Origin of the sequence: Enterobacter sp. RHBSTW-00175 (genome assembly GCF_013927005.1) — a bacterium.
In the GTDB taxonomy this organism is placed as follows: Bacteria; Pseudomonadota; Gammaproteobacteria; order Enterobacterales; family Enterobacteriaceae; genus Enterobacter.
Map to the genome: position 1 here is coordinate 4,256,016 of NZ_CP055930.1, position 23,945 is coordinate 4,279,960.

The following is a 23,945-nucleotide window of genomic DNA, read 5'->3' on the forward strand; positions in this document are numbered from 1 at the left end:
TCCAGGAGACAACTATGTCTGCACTTTATGAAAAATCTCAGCTGACGAAAATCCTTATTTCGTCACTACCAACAACCAGAGAGGCAATGGATTCTGCCACCTACCTTGATCTGAGTTGCACCCTCAAAGAAGCTCAGTTTACAGGTGGACAGAAACAGGATATTGACACCACCACACTGTGTTCTACTGAGCAGGAGAACACCAACGGCCTCCCAGCGCCTTCAGAGATTTCTCTGTCTGGTAACTTCTTCCTGAATGCCGCGCAGAACGCATTGCGTGATGCTTATGACAACGACACCACTTACGGCTTCCAGATCATCTTCCCGTCAGGTAATGGTTTTAAGTTCCTGGCCGAAGTTCGCCAGCATACCTGGTCATCTGGTACCAATGGTGTTGTGGCAGCTACATTCTCACTGCGCCTTAAAGGCAAGCCTGTCCCGATTGACTCTGTACTCAAACTGACCACTGATCTTCCTTCCTAACTGTCTGTAGCGGTGGGGGCTGCGATCAGCATGGCTGTAGTAGCTGCCGGTGGTAAGCCTCCGTATGCCTACACCTGGAAGAAGGCAGGTAGCACCGTCAGCGGGCAGACATCCGATACCTTTAATAAAGCCACCGCAGTTTCAGGTGATGCAGGTGATTACACCTGTGTGGTTACGGATTCTTCTTCTCCGGTCAAAACGGTTAACTCAGCTGCCTGCACCCTTACTATCAGTTAATGGAGATGCCGGGTTGTCCCGGCATGGATAAGCGATGTCGCAAACTTTAAAACAATTAGCCATGGCGAAAATGGCTGGCTTTCGCCATAAGACGGTCGTCGTCCCTGAGTGGGAAGGCGTCAAAGTTGTCTTGCGTGAGCCATCCGGTGAAGCCTGGCTTCGCTGGCAGGAAGTGGTGAAAGCAGGCGCGGAAGATGAAAATGTGTCGGTGTCTGAGAAGGCACACCGTAATCTTTGCGCTGATGTTGTTCTGTTCATTGATGTTCTGTGTGATACCGATAAACACCCGGTATTCAGTGCTGAAGAAGAAGAACAGGTGCGTGAAATTTACGGCCCCATCCACTCCCGTTTACTGAAGCAGGCTCTTGACCTGATCAGCAACGCAGAAGAAGCGCGGGAAAAGTCGCAACCCCCGGCGTAAAGTTTCTGATGTCGCTTGCGCTCCGAATGGGGCGCACGCTTTCAGAACTACGGCAGAGCATGACTGCAAGCGAGCTTCTGATGTGGATTGAGTTCGACAGGCAAAGTCCCGTTGGCGATATTCGCGGAGATATTCAGGCTGCGCAGATTGTCTCTGCAATTTACGGTTCACAGGGGGCCAAAGTTCAGCTTGACGATGCGATCCTACGCTGGGGGGATGGCGAGCAGTCAGCACCGAAGGACCCATTTGCTGCTCTTGAGGCTGCACTTACTGTAGCGACTCAGTGACTTTTTACCCAGATAATATTAGGATTATCAAGCTAATAATTCTGGGGTGCAAAAATGGAAATTATACTAGTTTCAATTGTTATAGGCTTAATTCCAGCCTTAATTGCTCAAAGTAAAGGTAGATCCTTCTTCGCCTGGTGGGTTTACGGAGCCCTTCTTTTTATTATCGCCTTTGTTCACTCTCTGGTAATAAAAAAGGATGTTGCGGCAGAGGAAAAAGAGTTAATTGAAAATGACAGCATGAAGAAGTGCCCGTTTTGTGCAGAGTTAATCAAAACTGAAGCTATTAAATGTAAACACTGTGGTAGTGATTTAGCAGTCGACTCGCCTCCGATTAAGACTGATGAAGAATACCTCGAAGAGGCCAGGCAAAAGGTCTGGAAACAATAAAAATAAAACCGCTTCGGCGGTTTTTTTACGTCTGGAGTTAGGCTAAATGGCAACTTTACGTGAGTTAATAATTAAAATTTCCGCTAACTCGCAATCATTCCAGACGGAAATTTCGCGCGCCTCACGTATGGGGCAGGACTATTACCGCACCATGCAAAATGGTGGCCGACAAGCGGCCGCCGCCGCCCGTGAGAGCGAAAGGGCTCTATCCGATTTGACTGATGGATTTGCATCAGTAGGGAGAGCAGCAGCCGCTGCTACGGCTGCCTTTGCGACAGGTAAACTTGTTCAGATTGCCGATGAGTGGAATTCAGTAAACGCTCGTCTAAAGCAGGCCTCATCTTCTGCTGATGATTTTGCTGCCTCTCAGCGGCAGTTAATGGAAATAAGCCAAAGAACCGGTACTGCGTTTTCAGATAACGCAAACCTTTTTTCGCGTGCAGCTGCTTCAATGCGTGAATACGGTTATAGCTCAGGCGAAGTTCTGAAAATTACCGAAGCTGTTTCTACTGGCCTCAAACTTTCGGGGGCTAACACTCAGGAAGCGAGTTCTGTTATTACTCAATTCAGCCAGGCCTTGGCGCAGGGCGTTCTTCGCGGTGAAGAATTTAACGCAGTAAACGAAGCGGGTGATCGTGTAATCCGTGCGCTTGCTGCTGGAATGGGTGTCGCTCGAAAAGACCTGAAGAGCATGGCAGATCAAGGGCAGCTTACGATTGATAAGGTTGTACCTGCACTGATGAGTCAGTTGGGTTCCTTGCAGGGCGAGTTTGCCAGTATGCCGCAAACAGTTTCCGGTTCCCTGCAAAAAGTCACCAACTCATTCATGGCCTGGGTTGGAGGTGTCAACCAGGCTACTGGTGCTACCGATGCGCTGTCTGGCGGTTTAAATAGTGTTGCCCAGACGCTTGACTCATTTACCTCATCAGCAGTAAGCGGCGCACTGAGTGACGTTGCTGACAATATGTCTACGATAACAACAGTTGCCGGGTCGCTTGTTGGTGTTGGACTGGCTCGATATCTCAGCGGCGTGGTGACAAGTGCCACGAGTGCAACAGGTGCGCTAATTTCAGCTGCGAAATCAGAGGTTGCGCTTGCTGTCGCACAGGACAAAGCTGCTCAGTCTGCTGTTGCCGCTTCAAGGGCTGAAGTTTATCGGGCTCAGCAAGCTGTTCAGAGATCACGAAGCGCAGATGTTCAGGCTGCCCAGCAAGAGAAAATTGCGGCAGCAGAAGCAAAAGTTACAGCAGCTCAAGCCAGGCTAACTACTGCTCTTGCAACTGGCACCGCTACGGAAAAAGTCAGGGCCAGAACTGCGCTTGAGCGTGCACAGGCAGGGCTGGTGGCTGCAAAAAATGCCGATGCCCAAGCTATTGCTGAAAGAAGACTGGCTTCTGCGGAGGCAGCCAGAGACAGAAATCTGGCAAATCGAGTTTCCACTCAGAACAACCTCAACAGTGTAACATCCGTTGGTACTCGCCTTATGAGCGGCGCACTTGGCCTCATCGGCGGAGTTCCTGGCTTGGTAATGTTAGGGGCTGGTGCCTGGTATGCGATGTATCAAAACCAGGAGCAGGCCCGTCGATCCGCCCAGGAATACGCCAGCACAATAGATGAAGTCAGCAAAAAGTCGAAGGCGATGACTCTGCCTGAAGCTTCAGACAATGCAGAGAAAACTCGCACTGCATTGAATGAACAGAACCGGCTTATAGATGAACAAAAGAGCAAGATTGAAGGCCTGAAAGAACAGATAGCTGGTTATCAGTCAGTGATCAGTAATCCCGGCCCAACGACCAGCGGTGGTTTCATGATTAATCACCTGACATCGTTGGACACCGTTACGCGTGGTCTGGCTACAGCTACAGAGCAGTTATCTGTTGAGCAAGAAAGGCTTGCTCAGATGCAGGGAAAATCCGCGTCTATTCAGCAAGTTCTTGAAGGTCTTGAACATCGGCGGGTGACACTCATTCGAGAGGAGGCCGCTAACCAAAACAGGGCTTACCAATCTCTCCTGTTGATGAATGGGCAGCATGATGAATTAAACCGCCTGCTGGGGCTGGGCAATCAACTCCTTATGGCTCGTCAGGGCCTGGTTAACGTTCCGCTCAGACTTCCTCAGGCTGATCTCGATAAAAAGCAAACCGATGCTCTTGAAAAGAGCCGCCGTGACCTGGAGTTATCACGTCTTAAAGGAGAGGCTAAAGAGCGTTTACGGTTGAGTTATGCCGCCGACGATCTGGGACTAACCAGTGACCCACAATTCCAGACTGGCCGTCAGGAGTTGATTAATAACGGTCTGGCTGAATGGCGAAATAACGAGGCCAATAAGCCTCAGAAAAAAGGGCCAAAGACGGAAGGCGAGAAGACGGAAGATGTCTATAAGCGTCTGATCAAACAACAGAAGGAGCAGATTGCCCTGCAAGGGCAGAATACTGAGCTGGCAAAGGTAAAATATCAGGTAAGCCAGGGTGAGCTTTCTACGCTGAGTCAGGCCCAGAAAGCCGAAGTTATGCGAAATGCTGCTCTCATCGATCAGGTAAAACTTCGCGAGCAGCTGCGCAACTACGAAGCCAACCTTGCTGACAGCAATGCCAGCGCCCGCGCAGCTAATGAGGCTCAACTTCTTGGGTATGGGCAGGGGACTCGGTTCCGCGAAAGACTTCAGGAGCAGTTCAACTTGCGTAAGGAGTTTGAGCAGAAGAATACCGATCTTCTCCGGCAGCGGCAGGCTGGTGAAATTGATGAGGCATTCTATCAGCAGGGGCTGGCGCTTAATAAGCGCTATCTCGAAGAGCGCCTTCGCGACCAGGAAGGATATTACGCTGCTTCTGATGCTCAGCGCGATGACTGGATGACGGGCTTGTCTGAAGGTTATGCAAACTGGGTGGATGAAGCGACAGATTACTCCGCCATGGCAGCTGACGGTATGAAGCAGGCAATGGGTGGCGCTGTCACCACGATCACCGACATGCTCAATGGCAACGTTGACAGCTGGAAGGACTGGGGTGTCAGCGTACTGAAGATCATCCAGAATGTTCTGGTCAATATGGCTGTTGCTAACGGCGTCAGTTCAATTGGTTCTCTCTTCAGCTTTGGCGCATCTTCCGCCGCTGCCGCCAGTAGCGGTACTGCAATTCAGAACGCTGGCGCGAACTTCACCTTTAACGCGAAGGGTAATGTTTACGACTCTCCATCCCTGAGCGCATACAGCAATGGCGTGTTTCAGACCCCTCAGCTTTTTGCTTTTGCCAAAGGAGCGGGTGTGTTTGCAGAGGCTGGACCTGAAGCCATTATGCCGCTTACCCGTGCTGCTGATGGTTCGCTTGGCGTTCGGGCTGTTGGCACTCCTCAGGTCTCTGGTGGTGTGCCTTCAGTTAACTTCGGCGATATCAATATTCAGGGTGGGTCACCACAGGCGGCCAGTCAGGGAACAGCCGGTGCCGCTGGCAGGCAACTGAAGGATGCCATCACTGGCGTTATTAACGAGCAGGCCAGTATGCCTGGCTCACCATTGTGGCGTTTGATTAAGGGAGTTTAACCATGACAGTTGAAACCTTCACCTGGTGTCCGAAGGTTGCCTCTCAGGTTGATACCAGTTTTCGGACCAGAAAGGCGCAATTTGGAGATGGTTATGCGCAGGTGGCTGGTGATGGTATCAACCCGGTGACACCACAATGGAGCGTCAGTTTTACCGGTGATGAAGCATACATTCAGGCTATCAAAAACTTCCTGAACAGACATGCGGGGTATAAGTCATTTATCTGGAAACCGCCACTTGAGTCATCAGGACTCTGGCGCGCGGAGTCCTTCCAGATATCTACCCTCGGTAATAAGAAATACACCCTCAGTAGCACATTCATACAGGCATACCATCCATGAGTATTTCATCCGATGTCCAGAAACTGGAGCCGGGTAAGCGCGTCCGCCTTATCGAGGTGGACGGATCAGCTTTCGGTGCCGGTATTCTTCGTTTCCATAACGAGACGATCCCCCATACAGAGGCGGAAATTATCGCCTCCGGTGGCGATGAGTCGAAACTGGAACCGAAGTCAGTGTGGTGGCAAGGGCAGGAATATGGCGCGTGGCCATACGAACTTACCGGAATATCTGTCAGCAGTGACGGGCAAAGCTCTCGGCCAGCGCTTGCCGTGGCAAACATCAGCGGCACGATTGGGGCATTGTGCAGGCGCTTTCAGGGGATGGCTAAAGCAAAGGTGATCATCCATGACACCTTCGCTCATTACCTTGACGCCAGAAACTTTCCTGATGGTAACCCGACCGCCAATCCAAACGAGGAGCGCAAACAGGTTTACTACATCGACCGAAAATCAGGTTCTGATGATGAAACAGTGGAGTTTGAGCTTTCCAGTCCTGCTGATCTACGCGGGCAGTTAATTCCTACCCGGCAGATTCAGCCTATGTGCACGTGGTGTATGCGTGGCTGGTACAAAACCGGTAACGGCTGCACTTATGCGGGACAAAACGGCTGGTTCGATAAAGACGGTAACCGGGTGGATGATCCTTCACAGGATGTCTGCTCTGGCCTGATGTCTACTGGTTGCAAGCCACGCTTCGGTGAGAATGAGCAGCTGGATTATGGTGGCTTCCCCGGCGCTTCACTTCTGAGAGGATAACCATGCGCGAGAAAACAGTCAGCGCCATACTGGCGCACGCGGCCTCATCGTGTCCAGACGAATGCTGTGGCGTTGTCATTCAGAAAGGACGAGTAGAGAAATATATCCCTTGCAGAAATCAGGCTGAATCCCCGACTGAGCAGTTCGAACTGTCTCCTGAAGATTATGCGGCGGCTGAAGAGCAGGGCACTGTAGTTGCTATCGTGCATAGCCATCCTGGTGATGGTGCGACAACCCAGCCAAGCGAACTCGACATGCTGATGTGTGATGCTACTGAATTGCCCTGGGTAATTGCATCCTGGCCGGAAGGGGATATTCGTACTGTCATGCCTCGTGGTGATCGGCCGTTAACTGGTCGCCAGTTTGTGCTAGGTCACGCCGACTGCTGGTCTCTCATCATGGATTATTTCCGCACTGAGCACGGTATTAAGTTACCGAATTACAGCGTGGATCGTCACTGGTGGGAGCAGGGAGAAAACCTCTACATGGACAACTGGTATGAGTGTGGGTTCAGGGAGTTCAACGGTACTGCCCAGCCAGGTGACATGGTAATCATGCAGGTACAGTCCGCAGTCCCAAACCACGCGGGTATTTTGCTTGAGGGTAATGTACTCCTTCACCACATGTATGGCCAGCTAAGCCAGCGCATTCCATACGGGGGCTACTATCGTGACCGTACCATCAGAATTCTGCGTTATAAGGATTTGATGTAATGGAAAGAAAAACCGTCATTAAACTCAGTGGTTCAATGGCTCAGCGATTTGGCAGGACCCACCGCCGCGCGTTAACGTCTGCCAGTGAGGTATTCAGGGCGCTATCTAATACCATTGATGGATTTGATGCCTACCTGCGCGAGACCAGAGCGAAGGGGTTGGATTTTGTCATCTTCCGAAACCAAATAAACATAGGAAAGGAAGAGTTTGATCTTCTTGGTCCTGGCGATGAACTTCGCATTATCCCTGTCATACGCGGTAGTAAGAGGGCTGGCCTCTTTCAAATTATTACTGCCGCCGCAATTGCGGCCTTTACCTGGTGGAACCCAGTAGGATGGGCAGCAGGTACACAAATGGCGCTATATGCCGCAGCTGGTTCTATGGCTGTTGGCGGTGTGGTGCAAATGCTTTCCCCTCAGGTTGCTGGTCTGCGGATGCGACAGGACCCAGATAACAAACCTTCCTATGCGTTTGGTGGACCCGTTAATACAACAGCGTCCGGCAACCCCGTTCCTTTATTGTATGGTCAGCGGGAAATAGGGGGGGCGATTATCTCTGCCGGAATCTATGCGGAAGATCAGCAATAAAACACCAACGACAAGCCACCTCCTTGAAGTGAACCCCATATATTGGACACGTTCTTAACTGGCGGCTGACATGGCCTGGGTTCGGTATTGTACCGGACTCAGGCCGTTTAGTTTTAGCTTGATTCGTTCGTTGTTGTAGTAGTGGATATACTCTTCCACCGTTTTTCGTAGATGGTCTGTATTTTCAAACTCTTCGTGGTACCAACATTCTGTTTTCAGCAGACCAAAAAAATTTTCTATCACTGCATTGTCCAGACAGTTCCCTTTGCGCGACATGCTTTGTTCTATGCCTTTAGCTTTAAGTTTCTCCTGATACCGTGCCATCTGATACTGCCAACCCTGATCAGAGTGCAGTACCGGTCTGTCACCCGGTTTCAGCCTCTTGACGGCTTTGCTGAGCATGTTTTCGACCAGATTCATTCCCGGATGCGTCGTCATATTCCAGGCTATTATCTCGCTGTTATACAGATCAAGCACTGGTGACAGATACAGCTTTGTCCCTTTTACGTTGAACTCTGTCACATCCGTGACCCATTTCTGGTTTGGACTGCTGGCCTTAAAATCACGTGCAAGGGTATTTGGCGCTACTTTACCGTAGGTGCCTTTGTATGACTGATACTTTTTGCTTCTCAGGCATGAGGCCAGCCCCATCTTGCGCATCAGTTTCCGTACTGTTTTATGATTAATGCCATAGCCTTCATTACGCAACGCCAGGGTAATGCGCCGGTAACCATATCGTCCTTTATGATAGTGGAACAGTGCGGCTATTCTTTGCTGTTCGCCCTCATAGCGCTCTCCACGGCTATCTGCTTTGACATGCCAGTAGTACGTGCTGCGAGGTAATCCTGCTATATGAAGCAGCATTCTCAGGTTATGGTTTCGCCTCAATTCGGTAATTATTTTTGCTTTGTCTTCTGCTTTTCCCGAATCAAGGCCTGAAGCTTTTTTAGGTAGGCATTCTCAACACGCAGGTATTCAAGTTCTTCCTCAGCGTTCTGGAACGCTGGACGGGGATTATTAAGTTCTTTATCTGAAGTTTCGTTCTTCCCTGACTTCATCTGGCGTCCTCTGGGTTTATCCTGTAGGGCAATGATACCGCCAGTACGGTAAAGACGCTCCCATTTGCTGACAGTACAAGCGGCTGCAATACGAAACTCCGCCGCAGCTTTCCGGGATGATTTGTTGTGTTGCTGCATCCAGAGCACGACAGACTCTTTAAACTCGGCAGAGTAAGCCCTGGTAGGAATGGTAAAACTGTCCATCCCATTCACTTTCCAGTGCTCAGTCCAGCGTCTGACCGCTCCGTGATCAACGCCGAACAACCGCGCTGTTTTCTTTGCACCATCACTGCTGAACAGATAGTGGAGTACGACTTGCTGCTTGAATTCAGGTGAGTATTTTTTTCTGCCCATTGAAACGCAAAACCCCTAATCGTTGGATGTCCAACTTTCGGGGTTCACTTCATCCTGGTGGCTTTTTTTTTGGATGCGCTATGACAACGACGATCATCAAAGGGCGCGGTAAAGGTGGCAGCAACAAAACCCGAACGCCTGTTGAGGCACCGGACAGCATTCAGTCCATTGCCAGAGCAAAGGTACTTATTGCTCTTGGTGAGGGGGAGTTCGCAGGTGGGCTTGATGGAAAAAACATTTACCTCGGCGACTCATCATCGTACACACCTATTCAGAATGCAGACGGAAGTTACAACTTCAACAATGTAAAATATGAGTTCCGTTCCGGTACTCAGGATCAGGACTACATTCAGGGATTCCCAGGCGTTGAAAATGAACTTCAGGTTTCATATGAACTGAAACAGGCGGTTCCTTATGTAAGGGCCGTCTCCAACACCCAACTCTCTGCGCTGCGTATTCGCCTTGGATGGCCGACTCTTTTATTCCAGAAAAACAATGGAGATAAAGTCGGTACCCGAGTTGAATATGCTATCGATCTTTCAGTAGATGGCGGACCCTATGAAACCGTAATCAACGGTGCTGTGGATGACAAAACCACAACACTTTATGAGCGCAGTCATCGTGTAAACCTTCCGAAAGCTACGACAGGCTGGCAATTGCGGGTTCGAAGAATCACTCCTGATTCGACGAGCGTAAATGTTGTGGACATTATGCGCGTTGTGGCTGTTACTGAAATTATTGATGCCAAACTACGCTACGTTAACACGGCCCTGCTGTACGTTGAATTTGACGCAAAACAGTTCCCTAATGGCATTCCTCAGGTTGTATGCAATCCGAAAGGTCGAATCATCCGTGTACCTGATACCTATGATCCTGAGACACGGACTTACTCTGGTACCTGGGAGGGCGTATTTAAATGGGCATGGACGGATAACCCTGCCTGGATTTATTACGACATCATCCTGAACGAGCGTTTCGGGCTTGGTCAAAGAATTGACGCGACACAGATAGATAAATGGGAGCTTTATCGTATCGCTCAGTATTGCGATCAGCCAGTGCCTGACGGGAAGGGTGGCAGCGGGACGGAGCCTCGTTTTCGTTGTAACGTTTATATCCAGGACCGCAATGACGCCTGGACCGTACTTCGTGATCTGGCGGGTATTTTTCACGGTATGACTTACTGGGGCGATAACAAAATGTATGTTCTCGCCGACATGCCCCGTGATGTGTGGCACATCTATAACCACGCCAGTGTAGTTGAGGGTAAATTTACCTTTGCAGACCCGAGTGAAACCACCAGAAATACTGCCGCGTTAGTGAACTGGTCAGACCCGGCGAACCATTATAAGGATACTCCTGAGCCTGTTTACGATAACGATCTGGCCATGCGCTTCGATTATCGTCAGCTTGAAATGACCGCTATCGGCTGCACCAGACAGTCAGAGGCAAACCGGCGCGGGCGCTGGGCGCTTCTTACTAATGGCATCGGCGAGGTGGTGACCTTCAGCACGGGCATGGATGTGCCCCCTGTCGGAGAGGTGATCGGCGTGGCTGCCAACGAGCTGGCCGGAAGAACCATCGGTGGCAGGGTGAGCGCGGTGAACGGTCGCAACATAACACTTGATCGCGCTGCTGATGTGAAAGCTGGTAACCGGCTTTTTTTGAACCTGCCATCAGGCATAGCTCAGGCCAGAACCGTTCAGGCCGTTAACGGAAACATCGTAACTGTTACCACATCCTACAGCGAAACGCCGGAGACTGAATGTAACTGGGGTGTGGATTCTGATGATCTGTTTATAGCGCTTTTCCGTGTTACGGGAACTCGGGACAACAATGACGGCACTTTCGAAGTCACCGGGACGACTTACAACCCTGACATCTATTCTGCCGTTGATACCGGTGCAAGGCTGGACGAGCGTCCGATCAGTGTTATTCCTCCAGGGGTTCAGGCCCCTCCAGACAATATCGTCGTGGACAGTTACTCTACGGTTAACCAGAACATTGCGATCACCACTATGCGTGTTGCCTGGGATGCCGTTCAGGGTGCAGTTGCGTACGAGGCCGAATGGCGACGAGACAGTGGAAACTGGGTTAGCGTGCCGCGTACGTCATCACTCGGTTTCGAAGTGCAGGGGATCTACTCTGGTCGCTACCTGGTTCGGGTGAGAGCAGTAAACTCCAGTGATGTTTCATCCGTATGGGCGTCATCTGCTGAAGTAACTCTTACGGGTAAAGTTGGTAATCCACCTAAACCGGTTGGGTTTACTGCTTCTGAAAACGTTGTGTTTGGTATCGAGCTGAACTGGGGTTTCCCGGCGAACACCGAGGACACGCTGAAGACGGAAATTCAGTACAGCCTGACCGGTACCGAGGACGATGCCATACTGCTGACTGATGTACCTTACCCGCAGCGCAAATATCAGCAGATGGGCCTTAAAGCTGGGCAGGTTTTCTGGTACCGCGCGCAGCTGGTGGACCGAACCGGCAACGAATCCGGGTACACCGAATTTGTACGTGGCCAGGCCAGCGTTGATGTATCGGATATCACAGATGCAATTCTGGAGGACATTAAAACCTCAGAAGTCTTCAAGGACCTGATCGAGGATGCCGTGGCCAGCAGTGACAAAGTGGCTGAACTGACTGATGCGATTAAGGAGAACGCGGAGGGTCTGGCGGCAGCGGTTGGTTCGAACAAGCAGACTGCGGAAGCTATTATCGGCAACGCGCTGGCCATCGCTGATGTCGTTGTCCGTCAGACGGCGCAGCAGGGGGCCAATACTGCAACCTTTGAGCAACTCCGGGAAGTGATTGCCACGGAAACGGAAGCACGCGTTACTGACGTCACCCGGCTGGAGGCGGAGACAGCAGACAATGCCGCCGGCATTACTGAGGTCAGGCAGGCGCTGTCCGATGAAACGCAGGCCAGGGCCACCGCAGTTGACCAGCTCACTGCCGCCACCCAGGTGATTTCTGACAAGGCTGATGCTGCCGGGCAGGCCAGTTCACAGAACAGTGCTGACATCACCAGTTTGCAGCAGGTTGTAACGGACACAACTTCATCTATGGCATCCCGCCTGGATGAGCTGGGGGCCAGGACCGATACAGCAAACGGCGGCATCCAGAACAACGCGATTGCGCTTATCACCAGCACCCTTGCTCAGGTGAATCAGCGAATGACCCTGAGCGTGCAGTACGGTGACAACAAAGCCGGTATTGAGCGTGTCGATAATGTCATGGCTGATGCCAGTAAAGCCGTTGCCGAATCGCTCAAAACGCTGGACTCCAGCGCAGGTGGGAACACGGCGAACGTGACGGATTTTGCCAAAACCATGGCGGACTTCTCTCAGGCATCAGCCACGCAGATCAACTCGCTTAAGGTCACGGTAAACGGCCAAAGTGCTGCTATTGTCCAGAATGCGCAGGTGTCGGCTGATATCAATAACAACCTGAATGCGATGTACAGCATCAAGGTTGCTGTTGATGCTAATGGCAACCAGTATGCGGCAGGAATGGGGATTGGTGTTCAGAATACGCCAGCGGGAATGCAGTCGCAGGTTCTCTTCCTGGCTGACCGCTTTGCTGTGATGACTCAGGCGGGAGGGACCGTGACTCTGCCGTTTGTTATCCAGGGTGGACAGGCTTTCTTTAACGATGCGTTTTTCCGCAACGCTAGTATTGAGTTCGGGAAAATCACTGATTCACTGAAGTCGGATAATTTCGTTAGCGGTTCGGCTGGCACTGGCTGGAATCTGCCGAAAAGTGGCAACGCTGAGCTGAATAACGTCACGATCCGGGGAACGGTATACGCCACTAACGGCAGCTTTAAAGGTACAGTAGAGGCGACCACTTTTGTTGGTGATATTGCAAACGTGGGGATTGGCAGTGACGTCAGTGTTTCTGGCGGTGGGGTTGCGAAACGAACGATTACGTTTACGGATTCCTCATCATCAGCACTCAGTAAATCAGTACTGCTTGAGGCACTGATTTATATTGCTTCAGTGACTGGCACCACGACAGCCTCCATTACTCTCAATATCAACGGTAACACGCGCGATTTGGGCACAATTAATGTACCAGCCGGGAATAATGGGCTCTGGATGACCGTAAGACATGCAGTCAGGGGGATTACCTCAACCACTGTAACCGGAACCATAACGGTTGTCGGCACCGGTACGTCCGGCAAAGGCATTCTATCCCCGACATTAACCGTTACACGCGGTACCGGCTCTTTTGCCTGACCTTCCTGATATTCAACCTGATTTATAACCCGCTTCGGCGGGTTTTTTATTGCGTGGAGAAAATATGATTTACACAACAGGCACAATTGCTGTCAGTGGCAATACGCTTACCGGAACAGGTACGAACTTTACTGCTGCTGGCTCACTCATCCGCAACGGCTGTACTGTCATCGCGCTGACCAGCCCCGCCCAGGTATTCCAGATCACTGCTATCGGCGGGGCAACAAGTCTCACCGTGACTCCTGCGGCAAGCCCTGCAATCCCTGCCGGAACGAAGTATTCGATTTTGCTGAGCGACAGCCTGAGTGTGGATGGCCTGGCGCAGGACATTGCTGAAACCTTCACGATGTACCAGCGGTACATGAGCGGCTTCGCTGATGTGATGAACGGTACTACAGACGTCACCATCACGATTAACGGTGTGGCCGTCACGGTACCGGGTCAGAAATCGCTGGCGAAGAAAGGGGCAAACAGCGACATCACCAGCCTTTCCGGGCTGACTACAGCGCTCAGCATTGACCAGGGCGGTACTGGTGCGAAAACTGCCGCAGATGCGCGTACAAAGCTTGGTTTAGGAAGTACTGACACGCCGACCTTTTCTTCCATCGAATTGTCGGCCGCATCTCCATTCCTCGATTTTCATTACGGTTCTACCACTAATGACTACTCTGCGCGATTGTGGGCCTCAGGAACCACAAGCCTGGAATTGAAAGGCGGCACAGGCGGCGGAACAGGCATACTTCAGGTTGAAGGCGGTTATCAGTGTCGTTCCGGGACAAAAGGCAGTTACAGCGCAAGCGCGTTTAACTTGCTCTGGACCAGTGGGGCTATGCGTCTTTATGTCGACACCAGTGACGTTGGCGCCATCACCGTTACTTCATCGGACCGGGAGCTGAAAGAGAATATCGTCTATCAGACCGACCGGGAAAAGGCAGCGGATGAAGTGAGCAGATGGCAGGTTGCTCTCTTCGATATGAAAGCCAGGGGCGTTCTCGATAAGAAACCGGGTCAGCTCGGCTTCATCGCTAACGACATGAAGGAGGTCTCCCCAGAGGTTGTTAAAGGTACTGGCCTGCCAGCAGGGGTTGACCTAGAAAACGATGATCTCTCAGGCATGTACTATCTTGACCCAATGGCAGCTATCGCAAAACTAACTCTGACTATCCAGCATATGCAGGGGGAGCTGGCAGAACTGAAAGAACTTCTTAATACGCAAAAATCATAAAAGTGCTCACCAGGCAGTCATATCATCAACTGGCTGCCCGGTGGTACGAGTAACGACTAAACATCAAGCCACATATCAGCTTCTTCGAACATCTCCTGCACGACCCTGCTGATCTGCTCTTTCTCATGTTTGCTGGCATCAGTATTGATTGCCGGCAGCGTCATCATCGGTTTAACGCGAACTTCTGCATCCGGGAAAACGCGGCCAATCCTCTTTGTTAACTCATCCAGAATGATGTTCTTTGCACCTGGCAGGCCTTCGAAATTGCGTTTGTCATAAACGAGTTCTACGAACATAACCTTTCCTTAGAATGTGAAAATAACCTTGGCTTGATCTGTGACCTCAAAAATACTACTGTATATACATACAGTCAATAACTGAATGAGAGTGCAACTCATGCCACGTAAATATGAGATACGGGCCGCATTCATTGAGGCCATACAGCTAAATCCCAAGGGTTACCGCTATCTCAGAACAGACAGTTTCATCGCGAAGTTGCGCGAAAAGAATTGGCACTTTACCCAGACCGATGCAAACCAGTGGATTGAGAGTTATCAGCCAGACTTCGCTGATAAGACTACTGACGAAAGTGAAAACCGTTACTGGATCTTACGCAACATGGGGAGGGTCTTCTGATGGGGTTTGTTTCGCCAGCTACTGACTATGTTGAAGAACGACTGACTATCGATTCTGTGTGTGGCATTGACGGCAACTGCCGGGTGATCGAAACATCATGTGGATGGGCTGTCATTAACGTAGCCATCAGAGCTAACAATGGTGACACATTGCTGGTGTCTATGGATGGCAGGAATCAGTTTGTAAAACGGCATGGCGCTGCGCTGATAACTGAAGAGGGTGAAGCGATAGAAGGTGATGCGCTGGATGATGTAACGGTGCACGGCGTTCTGACGCACACGCTGAACAGGGTGAGCAGTGATCACTTACCTGTCATTTGACTGGGAGCTGGCTATAAAAATCCTTCCCCAAAATAAAATGCAACACCATGAAAAAACAGAAGAAAAAACCATGCCATAAAATGAAAAAATCAGCCAGAAAATAGCAATTAACTGGCTGATTTATAAGGGTTAACTTGCTGTTGTTGAGCTTTGTTTGTGGAACAGCTCCCTGAACACCGGGTAGATATCATCCTGATCGCGGATGTGCTGCATGGCAAAATTATCAAACATCGACTGTAAGTGTTCATATTCACGCCACAGCGTCTGGTGGGCGCGACGGGTAATTTCGATATAGCTGTAGTACCGCACTACAGGCAGAATTTTCTTCGCCAGAATTTCATGACACAGCGGTGAGTCATCTGCCCAGTTATCGCCATCGGACGCCTGCGCCGCATAAATGTTCCACTGCGCCGGGTCATAGCGTTCTTTCACGACTTCATCCATCAGTTTCAGGGCGCTTGATACAATTGTGCCCCCGGTTTCCTGCGAGTAGAAGAACTCGTGCTCATCCACCTCTTTTGCCTGCGTATGGTGGCGAATATAAACCACTTCCACGTTCTTATAGGTTCTGCTCAGGAACAGATAGAGCAGGATATAAAAACGTTTAGCCATGTCCTTCGTGGCTTGATCCATTGAACCTGAAACGTCCATCAGACAGAACATCACCGCCTGGCTGGACGGCTCGGGGCGCTTCTCATAGTTCTTGTAACGCAGGTCAAAGGTGTCGATAAACGGCACCCGGTCGATCTTCGCACGTAACTCAGCAATCTCTTTACGCAGGCGTTCCTCTTCCAGAAGTTGCGCGGGCTCTGTGTTCTCAACCACTTTCAGGCTGGTTTCCAGTTCGCGCAGTTCACGACGTTTCCCTGCAGTCATCGCCGTACGCCGCGCCAGTGAGTTCTGCAATGAACGCACGACGCTGATATTGGCAGGCACACCGTTGGCGGTGTATCCCGCACGATGGGTTTTATACTCGTTCAATTGACGGTGCTGGTTCTTTTTCAGGTTCGGCAACGCCAAATCTTCAAAGAGCAGATCGAGATACTCATCTTTCGAAATCTGGAAAACAAATTCATCCTGTCCTTCACCGTCCTGGCTGGCCTGTCCCTGACCGCTTCCCGAACCACCACCACCTTGTGGGCGTTCGATTCTGTCGTTCTGAACGAAGTGGTCATTACCTGGATGGACACGATGGCGCAGGCCGCCGCGTCCCTGATGGAACATCGGTTCGCTAATGTCATCCGTCGGGATAGAAACGGATTCACCGCTATCGACGTCAGTCACCGAACGCTTGTTGATGGCTTCGGAGATCGACTGTTTAATTTGCGCTTTATAACGGCGCAAGAACCGCTGGCGATTCACCGTGCTCTTGTTTTTGCCGTTAAGACGCCGGTCAATAAACCAGGTCATATACCCCCCGTACTGCATTTGCCAACTTGCAGTGTCCTGAAATGCCGGACATTTTTTGTAGGCCCGGTAGGCGCAGGCGCCACCGGGCACTTGTGTTAAGACGATTTGCGTACGCGCAGATACCATTCACACAGCAGGCGAACCTGTTTGCGGGTATAGCCTTTCTCCATCATACGGTCGACAAAGTCGTCGTGTTTTTTCTGCTCATCGGTTGAGGTTTTGGCGTTAAACGAAATGACCGGCAACAGCTCTTCGGTATTAGAGAACATTTTCTTCTCGATAACCGTGCGCAGTTTTTCATAGCTGGTCCAGTTCGGATTCCGCCCGCTGTTGTGCGCTCTTGCACGCAGCACGAAGTTGACTATCTCATTACGGAAATCTTTCGGGTTGCTGATCCCCGCCGGCTTCTCGATTTTTTCCAGTTCAGCATTCAGGGATTCACGGTCAAACAGCTGGCCGGTATCCGGGTCGCGATACTCCTGATCCTGGATCCAGAAGTCAGCATAGGTCACATATCGGTCGAAAATGTTCTGACCGTATTCCGAGTAAGATTCCAGATAAGCCGTCTGGATCTCTTTGCCAATGAACTCGGCGTATTTCGGGATCAGATAGCCTTTAAGGAACTCAAGGTAACGTTCGGCTTGCTCTTGCGGGAACTGTTCACGTTCAATCTGCTGTTCCAGCACATAGAACAGATGAACCGGGTTCGCTGCCACTTCAGCATGGTCGAAGTTAAACACGCGGGAGAGGATCTTAAACGCGAAACGCGTGGACAGACCGTTCATCCCTTCGTCGACCCCGGCGTAGTCCCGGTATTCCTGGTACGACTTCGCTTTTGGGTCGGTGTCTTTCAGGCTTTCGCCATCATAGACACGCATTTTCGAGTAAATGCTGGAGTTTTCCGGTTCTTTCAGGCGCGACAGGATAGAGAAGCGCGACAGCGTTTCCAGCGTACCCGGGGCGCAAGGTGCATGAACCAGCTCACTGTGGTTGAGCAGTTTTTCGTAAATTTTGATCTCTTCAGAGATCCGCAGGCAATAAGGCACTTTGACGATGTACACACGGTCAAGGAACGCCTCATTGTTTTTGTTATTACGGAAAGTGACCCATTCGGATTCGTTCGAGTGAGCCAGGATAATCCCGTTGAACGGCAGGGCGGAGATACCTTCTGTCCCGTTGTAGTTCCCTTCCTGAGTTGCGGTCAGCAGCGGATGCAGCACTTTGATCGGTGCTTTAAACATCTCGACGAATTCCATAATCCCCTGGTTCGAACGGCACAGCGCACCAGAATAGCCATAGGCATCCGGGTCGTTTTGCGCGTGATGTTCCAGCTTACGGATATCGACTTTACCCACCAGAGCTGAAATATCCTGGTTATTCTCATCGCCCGGTTCCGTTTTGGCGATGGCAATCTGTTCCAGAATGGACGGCCATACTTTGACGACGCGGAATTTGGTGATATCCCCACCAAACTCATGCAGACGTTTTGCGGCCCACGGCGACATGATGGTGCCGAGATAGCGGTGTGGGATGCCAAACTCTTTATCCAGAATCTGCGCATCTTCCTGCGGGTTGAACAGGCACAGCGGATGGTCGTTAACCGGGCTGCGTTCACCGTTGGCGCTCAGCACATAAATAGGTACGCGTTGCATCAGCGCTTTAAGACGTTCGGCAAGCGATGATTTACCGCCACCCACAGGGCCTAATAAATAGAGGATCTGTTTCTTCTCTTCCAGACCCTGAGCCGCATGTTTCAGATAGGAGACGATTTGTTCAATGGCATCTTCCATACCATAGAACTCTTCAAACGCCGGGTATCGGGCGACAACCCGATTCGAAAATAGACGGGAAAGCCGTGGCTCCAGTGCAGTATCAACCATGTTTGGCTCACCAATAGCCATCAATAGCCGTTCTGCCGCATTGGCATAGGCACTGCGATCTTGCCGACAGATGGTAAGAAACTCCTGCAGTGTGAACTCTTCGTCCTTGGCAGCTTCATAGCGCTGGCGATAGTGATCGAATATATTCATGGCATGCCGTCCTTTCGTTTTTTAGCACATGATAAGAGCCGTTCGTATGAGTAGTGGAGGCTCCCGGAAGAGAATTTCTCGCACCGTAATGCCAGAGCAGCAACCTGTGTGCCAGGTCGGTCGCCAGGGATCACAGGGCGCTCAGGAATTTCTCCTCTTAAATTAAAGCGTAGATGGCATTTGCAAAACTTGCATGTTGGGAAAATCTAATTTCAATGACATATCAATAACTCATCCAAAAATTTCCGCCTTTGTTCTAAGGCATTTTTGCGCTTTTCATCTTGTCGTCACATAAATGAAAGCGGGAGGTCATTTGAAAAATGGAAAATACTGGGTTTATCAAACTCATTAGCAGGCAAAAAACTTTGGGTTGTAGGGGAAGGGCGGTTACACTTCACCCGCTGATTATTTGACTACAGGAAAGAATGGATTGTGACCAAACTCAAACTTCTGGCATTAGGCGTACTTGCCGCCACTTCAGTTAGCGCCGCACAGGCAGAGGATCAGTGGACTGTTGGCGCTGGCGTAGGCGTGATTAACAGCCCATACAAACAGTATGACCGCGAGATTTATCCGGTTCCGGTTGTGACCTATGAAGGCGATAACTTCTGGTTCCGCGGCCTGGGCGGCGGCTACTATTTGTGGAACGATAATGCCGACAAACTCTCTGTCATGGCGTACTACGATCCGAAGCACTTCAAACCAGGCGATAGCGATAACAACCAACTGCGCCGCCTCGACAAACGTAAAAGCTCCATGATGGCCGGGCTTTCTTACGTGCATAACACCCAGTATGGTTTCCTGCGTACAGCGCTGGCAGGCGATACGCTGGATAATAGCAACGGCTTTATCTGGGATCTGGCCTGGCTGTACCGCTATACCAACGGTGGGCTGACCCTGACGCCAGGTATCGGCGTGCAATACAGCAGTGAGAACTACAACGACTACTATTATGGCGTGTCCAAAAACGAGTCTCGTCGTAGCGGCCTGAAAACCTACGGTGCTGATGACGGCTGGGATCCGTACCTGGAACTCACCGCAAGCTATAACTTCCTCGGCGACTGGAGCGTATTCGGCACTGGCCGCTATGTGCGCCTGAGCGATGAAGTTAAAGATAGCCCAATGGTCGACAAATCCTGGTCCGGTATTTTCTCAGTCGGTGTGAGCTACAAATTCTGATTGTGCATTTTCACAGTGCAATCTATGCATCATAACGGGGCGCTTGCGCCCCGTTTGCTTTACGGTGGTGCAGATAACAGGAGAGTGATATGAGCGCAAAAACGGTGACATTTTCCGGTGCACGTACCCTTCCGGCAATCGGGCAGGGCACCTGGTATATGGGCGAAAAGGCAAGCCTGCGTAAAACCGAAGCGGATGCGCTGCGAGCGGGCATCGACCTTGGACTCACGTTGATTGATACCGCAGAGATGTATGCTGAAGGCGGGGCTGAAGAGGTTGTCGGCGAAGCAATCAAAGGCCTGCGCGATAACGTGTATCTGGTGTCTAAAGTCTATCCGTGGAATGCCGGAGGGCAGAAGGGGATGGCGGCATGTGAAGCCAGCCTGCAACGACTTGGCACCGATCACATCGACCTGTATCTGCTGCACTGGCGAGGCGGATTTAGCCTGGAAGACACGATTGAACTGATGGAGAAACTCCAGCGGCAGGGAAAGATAGGCCGCTGGGGCGTGTCGAATCTGGATTATGACGACATGCAGGAGTTGTGGCGCGAAGAGGGCGGCACTGCCTGCGCCACTAATCAGGTGCTGTATCACCTTGCTTCACGCGGAATTGAATATGATTTACTGCCCTGGTGTCAGCAACAGGCAATGCCGGTGATGGCTTACTGCCCGTTAGCCCAGGCCGGACGCTTACGCAGCGGGTTAATGAATCATCCGGTGGTTAATGAGATTGCCCGCGACCATCACGCCACCGTCGCACAAATTCTGCTGGCATGGGTGATTAGCCATCAGGGCGTGATTGCGATACCGAAAGCGGCATCAGCGGAGCATGTAAAAGAAAATGCAGAGGCGTTAGACATTACGCTTACCGCGCAGGATCTGCTCAAACTGGAGCGTGCATTCCCGGCACCCGCTCATAAAATGCCATTAGATGTGGTTTAACGGTGTGGGGTTTCCTCTCCCCCCAATGGGGAGAGAGGCTGCTCGAGACCATTAGCCTTTAACAATGCTAATGGTCTGCGCCAGACGAGAAGGCTTCTCGGCACTGGCTTTTTGCAGAGGTGAAACGCAGGCGGTTTCGACACACACAAAGGTTTTATAGCCGTCATCCGGCACGTCACCCATGCTCACAGAGAGCGCAGGGCCCGGGTTCCAGCCCACAACGTTGCTGTTGTGGTGATGAATAACCTCAATCCGGCGATTGAGGTTTGCATCGTGGATCACGCTGCACGCTTCCGGGTGCAGATAAACACGGTCTGTACGATCCGGGAATGTCTGTACGCCATCGCTCAGTTTCCCTTCTCTCGCGTTGTCGACTTTGTCGATAAAGGTATCGCCAAGTCCGCTGACTTTTACTGCGCTGATGTCACCCACGTTGAAATAGGTGTGCAGGGCAGAAGATGTTTCGAACTCACCGTGGGCTTCCAGCTCAATTTCACAGGTTTTACCCAGTTTGAAGCGCGCATACAGCGTGAAGTCGTGTGGCCAGAGTTTGCGGGTGTCATCGTTGCTGTGCAGCTCAAAGGTCAATACCGCACCGTTGTCATCTACATTGTGCGCTTTCAGCGTCCACTGTTGATTACGGGCAAAACCGTGAGCAGGCAGGCCTTGTTCAGCGGCAGGGCCAAACCACGGCCAGCAGATCGGTACGCCACCACGGATCGCAGCGCCTTTTTTAAACGAGGTAATATCGCTCAGCCACAGACCTTCTGCTTCACCTTCTGGTTTCCAGGAGAGCAGATGAGCACCGTTGAGTGCAACTGACGCTTTAACGCGTGGGTGATCAACAACGATAATATCGGCATCATCGATTTTGCGGTGGGAGAGCACAGGGGTAAGTTGTTCGACTACCGGAAGTGCAAAAATTTTATTAATCATTACGCAATCCTCTGTCTTTAAAGCAATAAAAAAGGCGACCGAAGTCGCCTTTTTGGATCAGTTTCTCATCTCAACTTATTTGGAGATGTGAGCGATCAGGTCCAGTACTTTGTTAGAGTAGCCGGTTTCGTTGTCGTACCAGGATACCAGTTTAACGAAGTTGTCGTTCAGTGCGATACCAGCTTTAGCATCGAACACAGAGGTGCAGATTTCGCCGTTGAAATCGGTAGAAACAACGTCGTCTTCGGTGTAACCCAGAACGCCTTTCATTGCGCCTTCGGAAGCAGCTTTGATTGCTTTCTTAATTTCTTCATAAGAAGCAGCTTTTTCCAGACGAACGGTCAGGTCAACTACGGAAACGTTAGGAGTTGGAACGCGGAACGCCATACCAGTCAGTTTACCGTTCAGCTCTGGCAGTACAACGCCTACAGCTTTAGCAGCACCGGTAGAAGATGGGATGATGTTCTGAGCTGCGCCACGGCCGCCGCGCCAGTCTTTGTGAGACGGGCCATCAACGGTTTTCTGAGTAGCGGTAGTTGCGTGAACGGTGGTCATCAGGCCTTCAACGATACCGAAGTTGTCGTTGATAACTTTAGCCAGTGGAGCCAGACAGTTGGTGGTGCAGGATGCGTTAGAAACGATGTCCTGGCCAGCATATTTTTCGAAGTTAGCACCACGTACGAACATTGGGGTGTTGTCTTTGGATGGACCAGTCAGAACAACTTTTTTCGCACCAGCGGTGATGTGTTTACGCGCGGTTTCGTCGGTCAGGAAGATACCGGTAGCTTCAGCTACAACGTCAACACCGATTTCGTTCCATTTCAGGTTAGCTGGGTCTTTCTCAGCAGTAACGCGGATGGTTTTGCCGTTAACAACCAGGTGGCCGTCTTTCACTTCAACGGTGCCGTCGAAACGACCGTGAGTTGAGTCGTACTTCAGCATGTACGCCATGTATTCAGCGTCCAGGAGATCGTTGATACCAACGATTTCGATGTCAGAACGTTTCTGAGCAGCACGGAAAACAATACGGCCGATACGGCCAAAACCGTTGATACCTACTTTGATAGTCATATATTCCACCAGCTATTTGTTAGTGAATAAAAGGTTGCGTGTAAAATTACAAAAACCTTACGCAGCGTCAAGCGGAATCGTGTCAATCATTGCGACAAATCAATCCTGTGACTAACGTTTGTGCGACTGACTCGCCTCACTTTCCCTTTGAGCTAGCAACCACATGGGGGCTGCGCCCGGAATTTTAAAGGCCTGCCTGTATAAAAATGTGAAATTGATCACATTTGGCCGACCACCTTTTTGCGACACATAAGTTTAGAACAAAAGTGCACGCGTGGGTGTTAATGTTTTGTTAGAATCCGGGGTAAAGATGCCTGTTTCTACAGCGAGATGTAAGCATATGTCGAATCAACGTAACCCTGATGAACTGAAAAATAACCTGACAGAAATGCAGTTTTACGTGACCCAGAATCACGGGACTGAGCCCCCATTTACCGGGCGCTTGCTGCACAATAAGCGAGACGGTGTCTATCACTGCCTGGTGTGCGATGCGCCACTGTTCAACTCCCAGACTAAATACGATTCTGGCTGTGGTTGGCCGAGCTTTTACGAGCCGGTCAGCGATGACGCGATCCGCTATATTGATGACTCATCACATGGGATGCAACGTATTGAAATTCGTTGCGGCAAATGTGATGCCCACCTGGGGCATGTTTTCCCGGACGGCCCTCAGCCAACGGGCGAACGCTTCTGCGTCAATTCAGCGTCATTAAGCTTCACTGATGACGAAAATGGCGACCAGACTAAAGGCTGAAAAAACGATTCAGCAAATTATTCCTTTGAAAGGGAGACA

Annotated in this window: 21 protein-coding genes and 1 pseudogene; 16 read left to right on the plus strand and 6 right to left on the minus strand. The window is 50.9% G+C overall.

All coding sequences use genetic code 11. The annotated features are described in order from the left end of the window. The first annotated feature begins 14 nt into the window (after positions 1–14). The 9 genes and pseudogenes from HV107_RS20485 (at position 15) to HV107_RS20525 (ending at position 7,751) form a co-directional block, all read left to right on the plus strand. Positions 15–719, plus strand: a pseudogene (locus HV107_RS20485) (immunoglobulin domain-containing protein). A gap of 34 nt (positions 720–753) precedes the next feature. Next, on the plus strand, positions 754–1,140 hold the full coding sequence (locus tag HV107_RS20490; protein WP_108090958.1) for a phage tail assembly chaperone: 387 nt from the start codon (positions 754–756) through the stop codon (positions 1,138–1,140). 8 nt (positions 1,141–1,148) lie between these two features. After that, positions 1,149–1,427 carry a DUF4035 domain-containing protein gene (locus HV107_RS20495; RefSeq protein WP_049005126.1) on the plus strand — a complete coding sequence of 93 codons (279 nt, stop codon included), beginning with the start codon at positions 1,149–1,151 and terminating at the stop codon, positions 1,425–1,427. A 54-nt stretch (positions 1,428–1,481) separates the two neighbouring features. After that, positions 1,482–1,817: a zinc ribbon domain-containing protein gene (locus tag HV107_RS20500; RefSeq protein WP_182060598.1), complete on the plus strand. Its 336-nt coding sequence runs from the start codon at positions 1,482–1,484 to the stop codon at positions 1,815–1,817. Positions 1,818–1,863: 46 nt separating this feature from the next. Further along, complete coding sequence (locus HV107_RS20505; protein WP_182060599.1) at positions 1,864–5,355, plus strand: phage tail tape measure protein; 3,492 nt, start codon at positions 1,864–1,866, stop codon at positions 5,353–5,355. Between the two features lie 2 nt (positions 5,356–5,357). Further along, positions 5,358–5,696 (plus strand): phage tail protein, encoded by a 339-nt coding sequence (locus HV107_RS20510; RefSeq protein ID WP_182060600.1) that lies wholly within the window; start codon positions 5,358–5,360, stop codon positions 5,694–5,696. Next, a complete protein-coding gene (locus HV107_RS20515; protein ID WP_049110961.1) occupies positions 5,693–6,451 on the plus strand; it encodes a phage minor tail protein L in 759 nt (252 codons plus the stop codon). The genes HV107_RS20510 and HV107_RS20515 overlap by 4 nt, the downstream gene beginning before the upstream one ends. Before the next feature lie 2 nt (positions 6,452–6,453). Next, complete coding sequence (locus tag HV107_RS20520) at positions 6,454–7,164, plus strand: C40 family peptidase (protein WP_182060601.1); 711 nt, start codon at positions 6,454–6,456, stop codon at positions 7,162–7,164. Beyond that, entirely contained in the window at positions 7,164–7,751 is a 588-nt protein-coding gene (locus HV107_RS20525; RefSeq protein WP_182060602.1) for a tail assembly protein, read from the plus strand. Before HV107_RS20520 ends, HV107_RS20525 begins: the two co-directional genes overlap by 1 nt. Before the next feature lie 54 nt (positions 7,752–7,805). On the opposite strand, the gene HV107_RS20530 is transcribed toward HV107_RS20525, so the two are convergent. Then, positions 7,806–9,163, minus strand: a protein-coding gene (locus HV107_RS20530) for an IS3 family transposase (RefSeq protein ID WP_105318584.1) whose coding sequence is annotated in 2 segments (ribosomal slippage) — positions 7,806–8,701 and positions 8,701–9,163 — 1,359 coding nt in all. Because the reading frame shifts where the segments join, the coding sequence is not laid out codon by codon here. An 80-nt stretch (positions 9,164–9,243) separates the two neighbouring features. Here HV107_RS20530 and HV107_RS20535 point away from each other — a divergent pair. Both HV107_RS20535 and HV107_RS20540 read left to right on the plus strand, forming a co-directional pair. Beyond that, positions 9,244–13,401 (plus strand): DUF1983 domain-containing protein, encoded by a 4,158-nt coding sequence (locus HV107_RS20535; RefSeq protein WP_259349647.1) that lies wholly within the window; start codon positions 9,244–9,246, stop codon positions 13,399–13,401. A gap of 64 nt (positions 13,402–13,465) precedes the next feature. Further along, entirely contained in the window at positions 13,466–14,626 is a 1,161-nt protein-coding gene (locus HV107_RS20540; RefSeq protein WP_182060603.1) for a tail fiber domain-containing protein, read from the plus strand. Between the two features lie 56 nt (positions 14,627–14,682). Here the strand turns inward: HV107_RS20540 and HV107_RS20545 are convergent, their stop codons facing one another. Further along, positions 14,683–14,922 (minus strand): DinI family protein, encoded by a 240-nt coding sequence (locus HV107_RS20545; RefSeq protein ID WP_182060604.1) that lies wholly within the window; start codon positions 14,920–14,922, stop codon positions 14,683–14,685. 100 nt (positions 14,923–15,022) lie between these two features. Between HV107_RS20545 and HV107_RS27385 the strand changes: the two genes are divergently transcribed. Both HV107_RS27385 and HV107_RS20555 read left to right on the plus strand, forming a co-directional pair. Next, complete coding sequence (locus HV107_RS27385) at positions 15,023–15,262, plus strand: hypothetical protein (protein WP_182060605.1); 240 nt, start codon at positions 15,023–15,025, stop codon at positions 15,260–15,262. Then, on the plus strand, positions 15,262–15,582 hold the full coding sequence (locus HV107_RS20555; protein WP_182060606.1) for a hypothetical protein: 321 nt from the start codon (positions 15,262–15,264) through the stop codon (positions 15,580–15,582). The genes HV107_RS27385 and HV107_RS20555 overlap by 1 nt, the downstream gene beginning before the upstream one ends. Positions 15,583–15,711: 129 nt before the next feature. Here HV107_RS20555 and HV107_RS20560 read toward each other — a convergent pair whose 3' ends face one another. Continuing rightward, on the minus strand, positions 15,712–16,992 hold the full coding sequence (locus HV107_RS20560) for a YeaH/YhbH family protein (RefSeq protein WP_182060607.1): 1,281 nt from the start codon (positions 16,990–16,992) through the stop codon (positions 15,712–15,714). A gap of 95 nt (positions 16,993–17,087) precedes the next feature. Next, positions 17,088–19,022: a protein kinase YeaG gene (gene yeaG / locus HV107_RS20565; protein ID WP_182060608.1), complete on the minus strand. Its 1,935-nt coding sequence runs from the start codon at positions 19,020–19,022 to the stop codon at positions 17,088–17,090. Positions 19,023–19,454: 432 nt separating this feature from the next. Between yeaG and HV107_RS20570 the strand changes: the two genes are divergently transcribed. Then, positions 19,455–20,201 (plus strand): MipA/OmpV family protein, encoded by a 747-nt coding sequence (locus HV107_RS20570; protein WP_182060609.1) that lies wholly within the window; start codon positions 19,455–19,457, stop codon positions 20,199–20,201. Between the two features lie 89 nt (positions 20,202–20,290). After that, positions 20,291–21,145 carry an aldo/keto reductase gene (locus tag HV107_RS20575; protein ID WP_182060610.1) on the plus strand — a complete coding sequence of 285 codons (855 nt, stop codon included), beginning with the start codon at positions 20,291–20,293 and terminating at the stop codon, positions 21,143–21,145. Between the two features lie 51 nt (positions 21,146–21,196). On the opposite strand, the gene HV107_RS20580 is transcribed toward HV107_RS20575, so the two are convergent. Together HV107_RS20580 and gapA are read right to left on the minus strand one after the other, a co-directional pair. Then, entirely contained in the window at positions 21,197–22,081 is an 885-nt protein-coding gene (locus HV107_RS20580; RefSeq protein WP_182060611.1) for a D-hexose-6-phosphate mutarotase, read from the minus strand. A 75-nt stretch (positions 22,082–22,156) separates the two neighbouring features. Next, complete coding sequence (gapA, locus tag HV107_RS20585; RefSeq protein WP_182060612.1) at positions 22,157–23,152, minus strand: glyceraldehyde-3-phosphate dehydrogenase; 996 nt, start codon at positions 23,150–23,152, stop codon at positions 22,157–22,159. Between the two features lie 340 nt (positions 23,153–23,492). On the opposite strand from gapA, the gene msrB reads away from it, so the two are divergent. Then, positions 23,493–23,906, plus strand: coding sequence for a peptide-methionine (R)-S-oxide reductase MsrB (msrB, locus tag HV107_RS20590; protein ID WP_182060613.1), 414 nt, complete (start codon positions 23,493–23,495; stop codon positions 23,904–23,906). Positions 23,907–23,945: the final 39 nt, after the last annotated feature.